General features: G+C 37.5%; 12 protein-coding genes. 5 read left to right on the forward strand and 7 right to left on the reverse strand.

What is annotated here, in order from left to right:
* Positions 1 to 308: 308 nt before the first annotated feature.
* From B5V89_RS19515 to B5V89_RS19525, 3 genes are all read left to right on the forward strand, one after another.
* Positions 309 to 1,235 (forward strand): patatin-like phospholipase family protein, encoded by a 927-nt coding sequence (locus B5V89_RS19515; RefSeq protein ID WP_108073641.1) that lies wholly within the window; start codon positions 309 to 311, stop codon positions 1,233 to 1,235.
* A 110-nt stretch (positions 1,236 to 1,345) separates the two neighbouring features.
* The gene (locus B5V89_RS19520; protein WP_066228862.1) at positions 1,346 to 2,941 is read left to right on the forward strand and encodes an amidohydrolase; all 1,596 of its coding nucleotides are present in this window, start codon (positions 1,346 to 1,348) and stop codon (positions 2,939 to 2,941) included.
* Positions 2,942 to 2,994: 53 nt separating this feature from the next.
* On the forward strand, positions 2,995 to 4,269 hold the full coding sequence (locus tag B5V89_RS19525; RefSeq protein ID WP_201030049.1) for a dicarboxylate/amino acid:cation symporter: 1,275 nt from the start codon (positions 2,995 to 2,997) through the stop codon (positions 4,267 to 4,269).
* A 226-nt stretch (positions 4,270 to 4,495) separates the two neighbouring features.
* Here the strand turns inward: B5V89_RS19525 and B5V89_RS19530 are convergent, their stop codons facing one another.
* The 6 genes from B5V89_RS19530 to B5V89_RS19555 form a co-directional block, all read right to left on the reverse strand.
* The gene (locus B5V89_RS19530; protein ID WP_107920763.1) at positions 4,496 to 4,837 is read right to left on the reverse strand and encodes a hypothetical protein; all 342 of its coding nucleotides are present in this window, start codon (positions 4,835 to 4,837) and stop codon (positions 4,496 to 4,498) included.
* Between the two features lie 117 nt (positions 4,838 to 4,954).
* Complete coding sequence (locus B5V89_RS19535; protein ID WP_066228868.1) at positions 4,955 to 5,476, reverse strand: MerR family transcriptional regulator; 522 nt, start codon at positions 5,474 to 5,476, stop codon at positions 4,955 to 4,957.
* A gap of 230 nt (positions 5,477 to 5,706) precedes the next feature.
* Positions 5,707 to 7,101, reverse strand: coding sequence for an Ig-like domain-containing protein (locus B5V89_RS19540; protein ID WP_108073642.1), 1,395 nt, complete (start codon positions 7,099 to 7,101; stop codon positions 5,707 to 5,709).
* A 165-nt stretch (positions 7,102 to 7,266) separates the two neighbouring features.
* Positions 7,267 to 8,160: a PP2C family serine/threonine-protein phosphatase gene (locus B5V89_RS19545; RefSeq protein WP_108073644.1), complete on the reverse strand. Its 894-nt coding sequence runs from the start codon at positions 8,158 to 8,160 to the stop codon at positions 7,267 to 7,269.
* Between the two features lie 284 nt (positions 8,161 to 8,444).
* Positions 8,445 to 9,617, reverse strand: a complete 1,173-nt coding sequence (locus tag B5V89_RS19550; RefSeq protein ID WP_235598285.1) for an aminotransferase — start codon at positions 9,615 to 9,617, stop codon at positions 8,445 to 8,447.
* Complete coding sequence (locus B5V89_RS19555) at positions 9,614 to 10,114, reverse strand: Lrp/AsnC family transcriptional regulator (RefSeq protein WP_066228876.1); 501 nt, start codon at positions 10,112 to 10,114, stop codon at positions 9,614 to 9,616. The genes B5V89_RS19550 and B5V89_RS19555 overlap by 4 nt, the downstream gene beginning before the upstream one ends.
* Positions 10,115 to 10,368: 254 nt before the next feature.
* Here B5V89_RS19555 and B5V89_RS19560 point away from each other — a divergent pair, with 254 nt between their 5' ends.
* On the forward strand, positions 10,369 to 12,102 hold the full coding sequence (locus B5V89_RS19560; RefSeq protein ID WP_108073646.1) for a phospho-sugar mutase: 1,734 nt from the start codon (positions 10,369 to 10,371) through the stop codon (positions 12,100 to 12,102).
* 394 nt (positions 12,103 to 12,496) lie between these two features.
* Here B5V89_RS19560 and B5V89_RS19565 read toward each other — a convergent pair whose 3' ends face one another.
* Entirely contained in the window at positions 12,497 to 13,414 is a 918-nt protein-coding gene (locus tag B5V89_RS19565; RefSeq protein WP_108073647.1) for an LCP family glycopolymer transferase, read from the reverse strand.
* 298 nt (positions 13,415 to 13,712) lie between these two features.
* Between B5V89_RS19565 and B5V89_RS19570 the strand changes: the two genes are divergently transcribed.
* The coding region (locus tag B5V89_RS19570) for an SH3 domain-containing protein (protein ID WP_142406550.1) at positions 13,713 to 14,057 on the forward strand (345 nt) is incomplete at its 3' end.

A 14,057-nucleotide genomic window follows, 5' to 3' on the forward strand; every position in this document is an offset into this window, starting at 1 on the left:
AACTTTTGGGGTGCAGTACATTATGTAGTAAGGGGGTATTTGATGAATCATGCGACACTCGTCGTAACAAATCCTTCCGGCACAATAGGGCATTTAGAAAAAGAAAGTTTAATAGTAATCGAACTGAGGTTATTGATTATGTTCCTACTATGTAAGAAGAGATACTGAAGTGAAGTAGAATCCTAAACGGGACAAATGACCAGGTCCACTGTACTAATTAAAGAATAGTTCAAAAAAAGAAAGGGTTTATGAATGAGATATGGAATAAAGTAATAATAAGAAAGATAAAAGTGAAGAGGTGGAGGCGTATGCGGGCAGATGCTGTTTTTGAAGGTGGCGGTGTCAGAGGAATTGCTTTTGCCGGTGCCATCCAAGCGATGGAAGAGGCACAAGTGGAATGGCAAAGGTTAGCCGGGACATCAGCGGGAGCGGTTGTAGCTGCGCTTTTAGCGAGTGGCTATAACAGTAGTGAAATTAAAACCGTAATGAGTGAATTAGATTTTTCAACCTTACGAGGCAAAACCATTCTCAATCGGATTCCGCTTGTCGGCAGTCTATTGGAACTCATTATTCATCTTGGTATTTATAAAATTGATTATCTAGAAACATGGTTGGATGAACTTCTTTTAAAAAAAGGCATACGTACGTTTGCCGATCTTCCAGAAGGGAAATTGAAAATTATTGCTTCGGATGTTACAAATGGACGGATCCTTATTTTACCTGATGATTTAAGTCGCTACCGTATCAGACCCTCAGAATTAAAAGTTTCGACAGCTGTAAAAATGAGTGCCTCTTTACCTTTTTTCTTCCGTCCTGTTAAATGGAAATCAAAAGATCAGCAGAAATCATATATTTTAGATGGTGGCCTGCTGAGCAATTTCCCAATATGGCTTTTCGATGTACCAAACCCACGTTTTCCAACATTCGGATTTTACTTTGTGAAAGATGAAGTAACGATTAATCCTGTCATCCCTACACCTATCCATTTATTCAAAAATATTTTTAAAACGATGCTCCAAGCCCATGATTTAAGATATATGAGTGCAGAAACACTTGAGCGAACGATTCAAATTCCAACAGGAACGATTAATACAACGGATTTTAAGCTAACTGAGAAAGAAACAGCCTTTCTTTATCAATCAGGGTATGAAGCGGCTAAGAAATTTTTATCCCAGTGGGATTTTGAAAAGCATAAAACGAATCGAAGTAAGAATGGGGCAATGGATCGATTCTGATGTCCCGAAATATTTTTATTTTGTTTTATGAAAGGAGAAAATTTTATCTAAAGCGAATATTCTATAAATATATGGAAGTTAATTAGTATTTTGGAAGGAGAGATGTAAAAATGGTGAAAATTTATACGAATGGTTCTATCTATACATTCGATAAGATGTATCCAATCGTTCAGTCTGTTGTCGTAGACAATGGGAGATTTATTGATATGGGGACGACGGAAGATATGCTCTTACAATGGGGAAGACAGGATGCACTGGTCATCGATTTACAAGGAAAAACGGCAACACCTGGATTGATTGAAAGCCATGTCCATATCGGTGGCGTGGCTTTGAACTTTTTGAATTTGGATGTAACGGGGGTCACCTCTAAAAAAGCAATGTTAGCGAAAATCAAAGAAAGAGCAAACTCCCTTAAACCAGGTGAATGGCTTATTGGACGTGGCTGGGATGAAAATCTATTTACGGACGCGACAATCCCAACGCTCCAGGAGCTAGATCATGTCACCTCTCATTGCCCACTTTTTATCCCGAGAATTTGTGGGCATGCCGCCCTAGTGAACAGTAAAGCTCTAGAGATATGCCAGTATCATCCTTCCATAACAGTGCCGGAGGGTGGGACAATCGTGAAAGATGAAAGAGGGAATCCAACCGGATTACTATTAGAATCAGCTACAGAAATTTTTCAAAAATATATCCCCGAAAAATCATACCCCGAATTAAAAAATGCCGTACGTCAAGCCGTCCAATTTGCGATGGAAAAAGGGTTAACGAGTGCCCATACGAATGATCCGACTTTCTTGAATGGATTGTATCAAACGTATCAAATTTATGATGAATTAATTAATCAAGAAAGGTTGGGACTAAGGTGCAATCTATTAATTGATTATATGTATATGAACGATCTTAGAGAAAGTGGGATGTATGCTGGGTATGGAAATGAACATTTGCAAATCGGTGCGATTAAAATTTTTGCAGATGGAGCATTAGGGCGCCGAACAGCCCTTTTATCCAGCCCTTACCACGATGATCCAACAACAGTAGGCGATGCCATGATGGACCAGGAGACATTGTATTCGATCGTTCATGATGCCAGAATGCTTTCGATGCCAATTGCTGTCCATACGATTGGTGATCAGGCACTTGAAAATGTGCTAGATATATTGGACCAATTTCCATCAGTGGCTTACCGCGACCGATTGATTCATGTGCAAGTCCTTCGTGACGAGCTCATTCCTCGTCTCGTATCACCGAGTAGAATAGTAGATATTCAGCCGAGATTTATCGTTGGAGATTTCCCATGGGTTCAAGATAGATTAGGAGAATCACGCATTAAGCGATCCTATGCTTGGAAGACCTTATTATCTGCTGGGGTGAAGTGTGCAGGTGGCTCTGATGCCCCCGTTGAACCAATCGATCCGCTCCTAGGAATACATGCTGCAGTGACACGTAAAGCACCCGGCCAAGATCATAATGGCTGGAACCCATCCGAAAAATTAGCGATGGAAGAAGCTGTCAAGCTATTTACGATAGGTGGGGCATTTGCGACAAACGAGGAACATGTAAAGGGAACGATAACGAGAGGGAAATTTGCTGATATGACCGTCTACTCTACGAATATTTTTGAGCTTGAACATCCTGATGAATTACTAACAACAAAGATTGAAAAGACCATTATTGGTGGAGAAGTGGCTTATGAATCATTATAGGGAAAATGTAAGCGTTTAAATTTTTGTAAAATCAAATAAGGGGGAATTTCAAATTGGCTATTTGGAGATGGTATGCTCGTAAATCTTTTATTTTAAAAATTACGGTTGGATTCCTATTAGGAATTATCATCGGCGCTATTTTTGGACCTTCCGCAGATGTGTTATCGCCATTTGGAGATTTATTTTTAAGGCTTCTTAAAATGATTGTCGTTCCTTTAATTTTTCTTACATTAATTGTTTCTGTCAATAATTCAAGTCCGAAAGAATTAGGACGCATTGGCGGTAAAATATTTCCTTATTATCTTATTTCCACAGCAATTGCTGTAGGGCTTGGATTAGTTATTGCGAAATTAATCAACCCAGGCCTTGGGCTTCAAATGCCGAAAAACGCAACAATGGAGGTACCAGAGGCACCATCTATCATTGATATTATTCTTCAAATTGTCCCTTCCAATATTATTGATTCTATGGCAAAGGGTGATATTTTAAGTATTGTATTCGTAGCACTTATTATCGGATTTTCCATTTCATTTATTCGCCATTCAAAAGATCCGAAAATGAATGAATGGGGTAACTTGTTAATGAAGTTTACTGAGGCAGGCAGTGAAGTAACATTTCGAATCTTAAATGGGATTTTACAATATGCTCCTATCGGGGTCCTTGGAATTACAGCGACATCCATAGGAAATCAAGGAATGGATACATTACAATCTCTTGCTAAATATGTAGGGGCATCATATCTTGGTGTGGCCATTCAAATGCTAATCGTGTTCCCTCTTATTTTATTTTTATTTAAGGTACCTATTATTAAATTTTTCCTTCATACGCGGGAAGCAATAATGACTGCTTTTGTTACATGCAGCAGTCTAGGTACGCTTCCAGTTACGATTAAATGTGCATTAAAAGCAGGAATTAGTGATAGGGTAGCTAATTTTACCTTACCAATTGGTGCGACGGTAAACATGAATGGATCAGCTATTCATTTTGGTGTAGGGGTAGTGCTTGCTGCGGAAATCGTCGGTTATGATTTAAGCGTTGGGGCAATTATCGGAATTATCTTAACTGGAACACTGGCTGCGGTGGGAACCGCGGGAGTACCGGGTGCGGGATTAATTGGGATGTCCATCGTCTTCACTCAAGCAGGGCTTCCGATTGAAATTGTCGGACTTACAGCCGGAGTAAATGTCATTACCGACATGGTCTTTACGATGTGCAATGTGACAGGTGACATAGTAGGGGCCGCGATAGTTGATAAAAATGAACAGAGGGTGAAAGGGGAAATCGGGCGAACCTTGGAAAAGGAAAATCGTTCTGCAGCCGAATTGTAGATTCTTATATGTGGAAAGATAAGAGGCTGTCTTTTAATGACGGCCTCCTTTTTTAAATGCGAGTCATTCGGAGTTTGTTCAAAAATGTATTAATACTTTTTCCACTTTCTTTTTCAATCAACAATAAGTATGTTTCTTTCGTTAAGGTTGTTATCGTTAAGCAACCATCTGGATAAAAGGGATCTTTTAGCTCGGACCATTCTAGTTGATAGGTTTCAATTTCTTTTCAAGGAATTATTTTAGTGGAAAGGCAGATTCCATTTTCTCCAATTTTTGCTTGGCGAAATAAAGGTTGATACATGACCACACTAAGAGGAATACACATGTACAAAATAAGAAGGTTCTTTGGTTCGAAATAGAATAAGGAGAAGATATATATGATAAGAATGATTGCTACTATCATTCCGAAAATACGGCTTTCCAAGTTCTTTCCTTTTGTCCTAAATGCTTTTTTATGAATCGGTTTACATCGTCTCATTGAAAGAGAAATTCTGATTGCACGAATAAAAACATAGAGTAAAAATAAGATCCCGATAATATTTGCTGCAATTAAATATGATTTCTCCATTTTTCTCCCACCTTTTATTCCTAATACGAATAGAAGGGAAAAAAGTTTCAATGCTCGATTGAGTTTAAGTTGTCCTCTAAATCCTTACAAAAGACAAAAAAAAGAACACCATAGGTGCTAAAAGCCAAACAACATCATGAAAATATTTTTCTTTTTTCCTTTTCTTTTTTCATGGATTTGATTAAGGTTAGTGAGCTTGGCGGGAGCATTCGTTTGATTGACTTCTGATAATTTTTTTTCTAAAAGCTCAATCCGTTTATTGAGTTGAACCACTTGATTTTCTAATTCCTCGAGTTCTCTTCGATGGGAGAGGAGCTGATATGAAACGACATTATCTGCTTTTTCGTTTACTCTTCTATCTAGGTCATTTATTTTTTCAATTATCGTTTCCATTTCTGGATTTTGTACGGTATGGACTGCTTTTCCTTTACGTGTCTTTTTGGGTGGGAGGACTACATCTTGGAGAAGGATTCCTTTTTGAACCTGTTCTTGAATCTGTTTCAACATAGAAATTTCCTCTTCAGTAAAATCAAAATGCCCAAGATCATTGCGACTCATATCAAGGTCAAGCTGTTTAATCCAGCGTTGAACCGTACTCTTCGAAACACCTAATAAATTTGCAACACCTGTCGTATTCAAAACTATTCCCTCCTTTTCTCTCAATATTCGATGCCGCCATTCCAAAATCCTCCGACTTTGACAAAACAAGAAAAACTTCGGCAAAAGAAGTGAAAATTCAACCCTTCTCGATAAAACCATCAAAAAAATGCATAAATGGTGTCAGGCACCGTTTATGCATTTTCTTGAATAAATATTTGAGAATTTGAATATTTGGTGCCTGACACTTCTCGTTGATTTTAATTAGATGTTCAGTATTTTACTACTTTTTTTACTACTTTTGCGCTAACGTTTCCAGCTTTATCTTTTGCGGTAATGGTTAGTTTTGTTCCAGCCTTTTGAGCTTTGATTTTAACAGAGAATGTTCCTTTTGAGGAAGCTTTAGCAGAACCAAGAACCTTGCTTCCTTTTTTGACCATGGCGGTTGAGTTAGCTTCGGCTTTACCAGTTACCACCTTCGATTTATTGGTGACTCTATTTACTGTTGGCTTCGCGGGTGGAATAACATCTTTCACTGTGACGGATGCTCCGGAGCTAACATTTCCAGCCTTGTCTTTAGCGGAAATAGTTAATTTTGATCCTGCTTTTTGAGCTTTGATTTTAACAGAAAATGAGCCTTTTGAGGAGGCTTTGGCGGAACCAAGAACCTTGCTTCCTTTTTTGACCGTGACGGTTGAGTTGGCTTCGGCTTTACCAGTTACCACCTTTGATTTATTGGTGATTTTATTTACAGTTGGTTTCGCAGGTGGAATAGCATCTTTTACTGTGACGGATGCTCCGGAGCTAACATTTCCAGCCTTGTCTTTAGCAGAAACGGTTAGTTTCGTTCCAGCTTTTTGAGCACTGATCTTAACAGAAAATTCGCCTTTCGAAGAGGCTTTGCTAGAACCAAGAACTTTTTTTCCACTTTTTACAGTGACTATAGAGTTAGCTTCAGCTTTACCTGTAACTGTTTTCGATTTATTTGTTACATTATTGACAATAGGTCTAGATGGAGCAACGGTATCGACATAGGTAGCCATTAGTCCATATAGATCCTCTACAGAATTATCATCAATATCATATTCATCATCACCATCTAAAGCACCAATATAATAGGTTCCGGCCTTTTTCACATCGTAGACATGAACTAATACGCCTGTTGAAGGATCATAGTCGTATCCTAAGTATTCTAAGAACCCATGGTCCTTAAAGTCTTTTTCAAATGCACCAAATACCAAATCAATAGCATACGAATTGGTAAGCCCAGCGACTAATAATGTTCCCTTTTCAACTTTAACCTTGTACAAATCGACATCGTATAATGGAAGTAATTGACCAACCATCAAGTTATCATAAGGCAACTTATTTGCTGAAGGAAAATCATCATTTGGCTCTTGTTCAAATAAAGAATTGTCATTACTATTATAACTATTCAAAGTACGGCTGATTCTCGGAAGTTTATAAGATTGCAATTTTTTAAAAGCGTGAATTTGTTTTGAATATGCTTCTAATGTATGTAACTTATAAGGACTCCTTTTTTGAAGTAACTGTCCTTGTTGATTCAGGGCTTTCTTTGTTAATTCAAATTGATTTGTTTTTGTTTCCGCATGCACAGAACTTACGGATAATGAGAATGCCAATATCCCTGCGCTTAAAAGTGACAAAACCGTCTTTTCCCCATATTATCTCCCCTTTTTTGTAGGACTATCATACTATTAATATCATAAGCAACTATTCAAGCGGATTCCAGTTTTATCCTTCGACAAATTTTTTAACATCCTTTTTAGGAATGCGAGGAAATGTTCAATATAATACATAGTGCCTGACACCTATTCAAATGTGAGGAGGATGCCGGTTTTGTCGTCGTGTTTTTTTAGGCGAGGGTATTCGATACATGCAGGGTCGTTTTTTTCAATTTGGATGATTTGTTTATATAATTCGTTGATTCCATGGTTAAAGGCGATGGTGGCACTTTGTTCCCAGCTATTTTTATGTGTTTTAGTGTCCTGTTGGTGGGTATGCATTTTCAACCCATCTGTAAGGAGCAGAATTTGTTTAATATTAATGAAAGGAATAACCCCATATTCCATAAAATATAAAGCTTCTTCACTTCCGTCAATGATTCCATATCCTTCAGAAGTATTTAATTTGCTTCGGTTTTCATGTAGGAGAATTTTTATTTTGTCTTTCTTTTCCTGTAAAAGGGATAAAATCTTTTCTTCTGGTAATTGATTTAAATCGATTCCCTTCCCAGTCTCTTCTTCTAATAACATTCGATGGACAATTTTAATTGCTTGTGTATCTAATACATCCACATGATCATGGGTAACGATACGAATGGACTGATCTTTATATTGTAAAATGATCATGCAATCACCATAAGATACGTACTCCAAATATTGATTTCCTTTCAATTGTATCGCTGCCAGACTGCAGGTGCTTCTTTCAAGTTTAGAAATGCTAGTAAGTGGAAGGTTCTTTAATTCCTCCGTTTTTAGTCGCAATTTTGTATTTCCTTCCTCCACTTTTTCTCGAAGGGAGCGTTCGGAAACCTTTTCCAAACTTTGCTTAATAATATTCGACGCAATATCTCCAGAAAGACCTCCTAAACCTGTAGCTCCATCAATAGCAGCGAAAATGTGATTTTCCCGATTAATGACATAAGCATCTTCATTATGATTTTGCGAGCCATTCTTATAAATAAAATCGATTGAGCGGATCATCTGAATCCTCCTTACTGTTTTTAATATGATATTCAAAAAGTAAAAATTGAAACTTTTTGTATTAAAGCGGGATAAAAAACTCTAACTATGAAAAACTATCAATATTGTATCAAGCGAATGTTTGAATCCAAAAAAATGCCCCTTCACTAGAAAACTCTAACTCATAAAAATATATGATTTAAGCGTTAACTTACACAATTGTACCTAAATGAACAAAGTGCCTGACACCATTTATTCAAAAATGCGCATGTTTATGCCGAAAAATGAATAAATGGTGCCTGACACTATTTGAGGAAGTTTTTGATGCGGGTGATGGCTTCTTGGAGTTGGTCGATGTTGGTTGCGTAGCTGCATCGGATGTAGCCTTCACCGCTTGCGCCGAAGACGGATCCTGGGACGACGGCGACTTGTTGTTCGATCAGGAGTTTTTCGGCAAATTCTTCACTTGTTAAGCCGGTGGGTGTTATATTTGGGAAGACGTAGAAAGCTCCACCAGGTATATGACAAGGGAGGCCAATTTCGTTCAACTCTTCTACCATATAGTTTCTTCTACTATGGTAGCTTCGGATCATTTTCTTCATTTCCGTATGACCATTTTTTAATGCCTCGATAGCAGCGAATTGGGACATTGTAGGTGCACACATAATGGCATATTGATGAATTTTTAACATGGCTTGTAAAATTTCTTTTGGACCGCAAACGAAGCCTAATCTCCAGCCAGTCATGGCAAATGCTTTCGAGAAGCCATTCATTACAATGGTTTGATCCCGCATTTCGGGTAAGGAAGCAATACTCGTATAAGGCTCATCATAAGAAAGCTCCGCATAAATTTCATCTGAAAAAACGAGGAGATTATGCTTCAACGCAACAGCAGCTATTCCTTCTAAATCCTGTTTATTTAAAACCGTTCCAGTTGGATTATTAGGTGAACAAATAATTATCCCTTTTGTTTTTTCAGTAATTAATGCTTCGATTTGCTCCGGTTGAATTTTAAAATCATATTCAGGTAAAGCCTGAACGGTCACTGCTTTTCCACCAGCAAGTTCAACGATTGGAACGTAAGATACAAAGCATGGTTCCACTACAATAATTTCCTCACCCGGATTTAAAGTAGCTCTTAATGCAATATCAAGCGCTTCAGAGGCTCCGACCGTTACGATTATTTCATTCTTTGAAGAGTACTGAACAGAAAAGCGCTGCTCCATATAAGTAGATATTTCTTGGCGTAATTCAAGTAATCCAGCATTAGGCGAATAGGCAGTAAACCCTTCTTCCAATGATAAAATACTCGCTTCACGATAATTCCAAGGTGTGACAAAATCAGGCTCGCCAACACCTAATGAAATAACATTTTCCATTTGTGAGGCGAGATCGAAGAAACGGCGAATTCCTGAAGGTTTAATTATTTTGACATTTTCAGATAAAAAATGGGATGGATTCATTAATTCAGTTTTCATGGTTGTATAATCATCCTTCGATCTTTTTCATTTTCACCAAGTATTACGCCGTCGTGTTTAAACTTTTTTAAAATAAAATGAGTAGAAGTGGAAATCACAGAATCGATTGTCGCTAATTTATCCGAGACAAAACTTGCAACCTCCAGCATCGTTTTTCCTTCTACTTCAACAGACAGGTCGAATGCGCCACTCATTAAATAAACAGACTTTACTTGTGGAAAACGATAAATTCGTTCAGCCACATCATCAAAACCAACACCACGCTTTGGTGTTACCTTCACATCAATCAACGCAGTAACCATTTCCTGCTCCGTCAACTTTGACCAATTAATAACAGAAACATAGCTTGCTATAATGTTCCTTTTTTCTAAATCCTTAATAATCTCGGTTACATCAGCTTCCGACAAATTCACCATTTTCGCTAATGTACTTAAAGGAATTCGTGCATTATTTTCAATAATCTCCAAAACTCTTATGACTTTTTCATCCAAGTTAATAAATCCTCTCTATGTATAATAAGCGTTAGTCGCAGTGCCTCCAAAGGGTCCAACATCGTATATCCGCTTTGCTTAGTAGTATTATAACAAAGAAAAGCCTGTGTTTAAGTAAGAAATTATATTGTAAAGTAATGATAATGTCCCCAATTGCTTTCTTCAAAGAATAATTAATAAAAAATTCCCATTAGACTTTGCTAAAAAATGTATAATATTATACTGTTAATATAAGAATTACTTTTTTGGAGGAATACATAATGAGTTGGAAATCATCCTATGAAAAATGGAGTCAATTTGACGATTTAAATCAGGATTTAAAAGATCAGCTAAATGAAATTACGGGAAATGAAAAAGAGCTTGAGGACCGCTTCTATAAAAATTTAGAATTTGGAACTGGCGGCATGCGCGGTGAACTAGGGGTTGGGACCAATCGCATGAATATTTATACTGTCCGTAAAGCTGCAGAAGGACTTGCTAAATATATTGAGGAACAAGGGGATATAGCGAAGTCACGTGGGGTAGTTATTGCCTACGATAGTCGTCATCAATCACCAGAGTTTGCTTTAGAGGTAGCGAAAACAGTTGGAAAACATGGAATTAAAGCGTATCTTTTTAAAGAATTACACCCTACACCGATGTTATCCTTTGCGGTTCGGTATTTACACGCATTTTCAGGTGTTGTTATTACGGCAAGTCACAACCCGCCTGAATACAATGGATTTAAAGTATACGGCCAAGATGGAGGACAACTGCCACCAAAACAGGCGGATGAATTAGTAGAATACGTTAATAAAGTAGAAAATGAGCTAGTCATTCAAGTTGCAGATGAGTCGGAACTTCTAAAAAATGAAATATTGACATACATAGGAGAACAAGTAGACCAAGCATATTTACAAGCATTGCGAAGTATTGGACAAGATAAGGAACTTATTCAATCTGTTGCCGACTCGTTAAAAATCGTGTACACCCCTTTACATGGGACAGGTAATATCCCTGTTCGAAAAGGACTTGAAGCGTTTGGTTTCCGAAATGTTACCGTCGTCAAAGAACAGGAGTTGCCTGATTCGAATTTTTCAACAGTCACTTCTCCAAATCCTGAAGAACATGCCGCATTTGAATTAGCCATTCAATATGGCAAGCAAAACGATGCAGATGTTCTAATTGGAACTGATCCGGATACGGACCGCATTGGGGTAGCTGTGAAAAATCATGTTGGTGAGTATCAAGTTTTAACAGGAAATCAATTAGGTGCCTTAATGCTTCATTATTTATTAACGAAGATGAAGGAGAAACAAACTCTTCCGTCAAACGGAATTGTGATTAAGACGATCGTGACATCTGAAATTGGCCGTGAGATTGCCAAATCCTTCGGTATTTCAACGCTTGATACACTAACTGGATTTAAATTTATAGGAGAAAAAATTAAAGAGTATGAACAATCCGGTGAGTATACATTCCTTTTTGGTTATGAAGAAAGCTATGGATATCTAATTGGAGATTTTGTTCGCGATAAAGATGCAGTACAATCTGCAGTGTTTGCAGCTGAAGTTGCCGCTTATTATAAAAAACAGGGGAAATCGTTATATGATGGTCTTTTAGACATATTTGCCCAATATGGTTATTATATTGAATCTTTACGCTCTTTAACGTTAAAGGGGAAAGAAGGAACAGAAAAGATTGCGGAAATTCTAAATACATTCCGTAAGAATCCGCCAACAAAAATTGCGGGATTAAAGGTCGCAGCCGTAGAAGATTATCAAATGAGCGAACGTAAAAATTTACTAACCGAAGAAACAACAAATATTCAATTACCAAAATCAAATGTGCTGAAATATTATTTAGAAGACGGTTCATGGTTCTGCCTACGTCCATCAGGAACCGAGCCAAAAGCGAAGTTTTATTTCGGTGTTAAGGCGGATTCAATGGAAAAAAGTCAGGAATTAAATAAGAAGTTACAAGACGATGTAATGGATCTTGTTGGGAGAATGTAGGTTAGAATAGTAATCAAAAAAATGAAGCATCCTTAATATGGGATGCTTCATTTTACATAATCATGGGGCATACGTTCTTTAAAAGGTAATGTTCCTTAAAAGTATCTGCTTTGTCTAGCTCCAGCGCCTAGCCCCTCGAGGTCAAATGTACATTGGCAATAAAAGCCAAAGAGCAGACTTTTTTTGCCGATGTACATTTGCTTGTCGGGGCTGAGCAAGGCGCTTCCGCTTTTCTATTTGTCTAGCTCCAGCGCCTATCGACTAGAAAACTTCAGGACTTTTCCCTACGATAAGTCAACATCGATTCGCCTTTCAGGCTCATCGTGTTTCCTTTATCTCAGTCAAAGTCCCTCCAGTTTTTACGTCGATGAGCAAGGCGCTTCCGCTTTTCTCATTAGCTCTTCTTTAAGTTGTCCTTTAACATTTTCGTTACTTTTGATTTTTCTTCATCTGGAACACTTAAATAGTAGATACCGCCGATTTTACCACCTACACCTTTTACTTCGTACTGCGTGATATTGTTTCGGCAATTGCGATAGTTTTTTTGAATATCCATCATATCATCAAAGGTCATATTTGTTTTCACATTGTCCCCCAATGCACTAAGGATATCATCGAAGCGGGTAACGGATGAAATGCTTGCTGCTTTGTTTACAATTGCAGCGATAACTTGACGTTGACGTTCGTTACGGCCAAAATCACCATTCGGATCGAAATGTCTCATACGTACATATCCGAGCGCTTTTTTTCCATCGAGTTCAACATCCCCTTTTGCAAAGTGGTAGCCTTTTTTATAAATCCCTTCGTCAATCCAATCCAGTTTATTTTGGACTGTTACACCACCAACTGCATCAACCAACTCACTAAGGGCTTCCATATTCACACGAATAAAGTAATCCATTTGGACACCAGTAAAGTTTTCCACTGTTTCGATGGCCATTTTTGGTCCACCAAAAGCATAGGCATGATTGATTTTGTCCGTTGTCCCGTGACCGATAATTTCTGTTCTCGTATCACGTGGAATGCTCACCATCTGCATATTCCCTTTTTTCGGGTTAAGGGTCATTGCGATTAACGTATCTGAACGGCCACGGTCACCTTTACGTTCATCCACACCCATTAATAAAATAGAAATCGGCTGACTATTTTTACTAATATCCGGTTTTTGATGAGGACGATCTAATTTTACCTCTTCATGCATTTTGTTTGCAGTATCCTTTACAGAACTGTAAAGATAGTACGCATATCCGCCAATTCCTATAATCAATACTCCTATAATACTAGAAATAATAATAAGAATTTTTTTCTTCATAAATGAACCTCACTTTTTGTAAACTTTTTCTTACAAATTATAACACGATTTTACAATATTAATAGATTTAATTATGATTTAATAATGTGAATTATTGGGAAAGACTTAAGAAGTAGTTACTAGGTATTTAGAAATTGATATTTTTAGAAAAAAAGATCGTTTTCCAAGAAAGATATAGAACAAAAGACCTATTGCTCGCTGAAAATCTAAGTGAATTTGACAATTTTCGATTTTAAAAGTGTTGCAATATGTTAGAATTAAATTAAGATAATTTAGATTTTAGGAGGGAGAGAAAAAATTGAAGAAAAGTGTCATCATTCCGGGATTGTGTTTTGCTGCACTATCTACCATTGCGTTTGAAAAAACTGTTCTGGCTGCGGAACCTCCGAGTGTGTTAACTTCACAAAATGTAGTAAAGTCAGTTAATGTGGATGCGGGTTCAACATTGAATGTACGCAGTAAACCATCAACGAATGCTTCTATTATTATGAAACTAGTAAAAGGTACAAATGTTACGGTGTTATCCGAGTCCAAAGGCTGGTCAAAAATTCAAGCAAATGGGAAAACAGGATATGTAAGCAGTAAGTATTTGGCTGCGAATACAAGGAAACCAAGTTCCGTGTCCAAACCAACAACAAATCCA

This window comes from Heyndrickxia sporothermodurans, from assembly GCF_003055045.1.
GTDB classification, from domain to species: domain Bacteria; phylum Bacillota; class Bacilli; order Bacillales; family Bacillaceae_C; genus Heyndrickxia; species Heyndrickxia sporothermodurans.

Excerpts from the sequence above, each read along its gene's own strand:
- B5V89_RS19515 (WP_108073641.1), top strand. The coding sequence starts at position 309 with ATGCGGGCAGATGCTGTTTTTGAAGGTGGCGGTGTCAGAGGAATTGCT.
- B5V89_RS19520 (WP_066228862.1), top strand. The coding sequence starts at position 1,346 with ATGGTGAAAATTTATACGAATGGTTCTATCTATACATTCGATAAGATG.
- B5V89_RS19530 (WP_107920763.1), bottom strand. The coding sequence starts at position 4,837 with ATGGAGAAATCATATTTAATTGCAGCAAATATTATCGGGATCTTATTT.
- B5V89_RS19545 (WP_108073644.1), bottom strand. The coding sequence starts at position 8,160 with ATGATCCGCTCAATCGATTTTATTTATAAGAATGGCTCGCAAAATCAT.
- B5V89_RS19550 (WP_235598285.1), bottom strand. The coding sequence starts at position 9,617 with ATGAAAACTGAATTAATGAATCCATCCCATTTTTTATCTGAAAATGTC.
- B5V89_RS19560 (WP_108073646.1), top strand. The coding sequence starts at position 10,369 with ATGAGTTGGAAATCATCCTATGAAAAATGGAGTCAATTTGACGATTTA.
- B5V89_RS19565 (WP_108073647.1), bottom strand. The coding sequence starts at position 13,414 with ATGAAGAAAAAAATTCTTATTATTATTTCTAGTATTATAGGAGTATTG.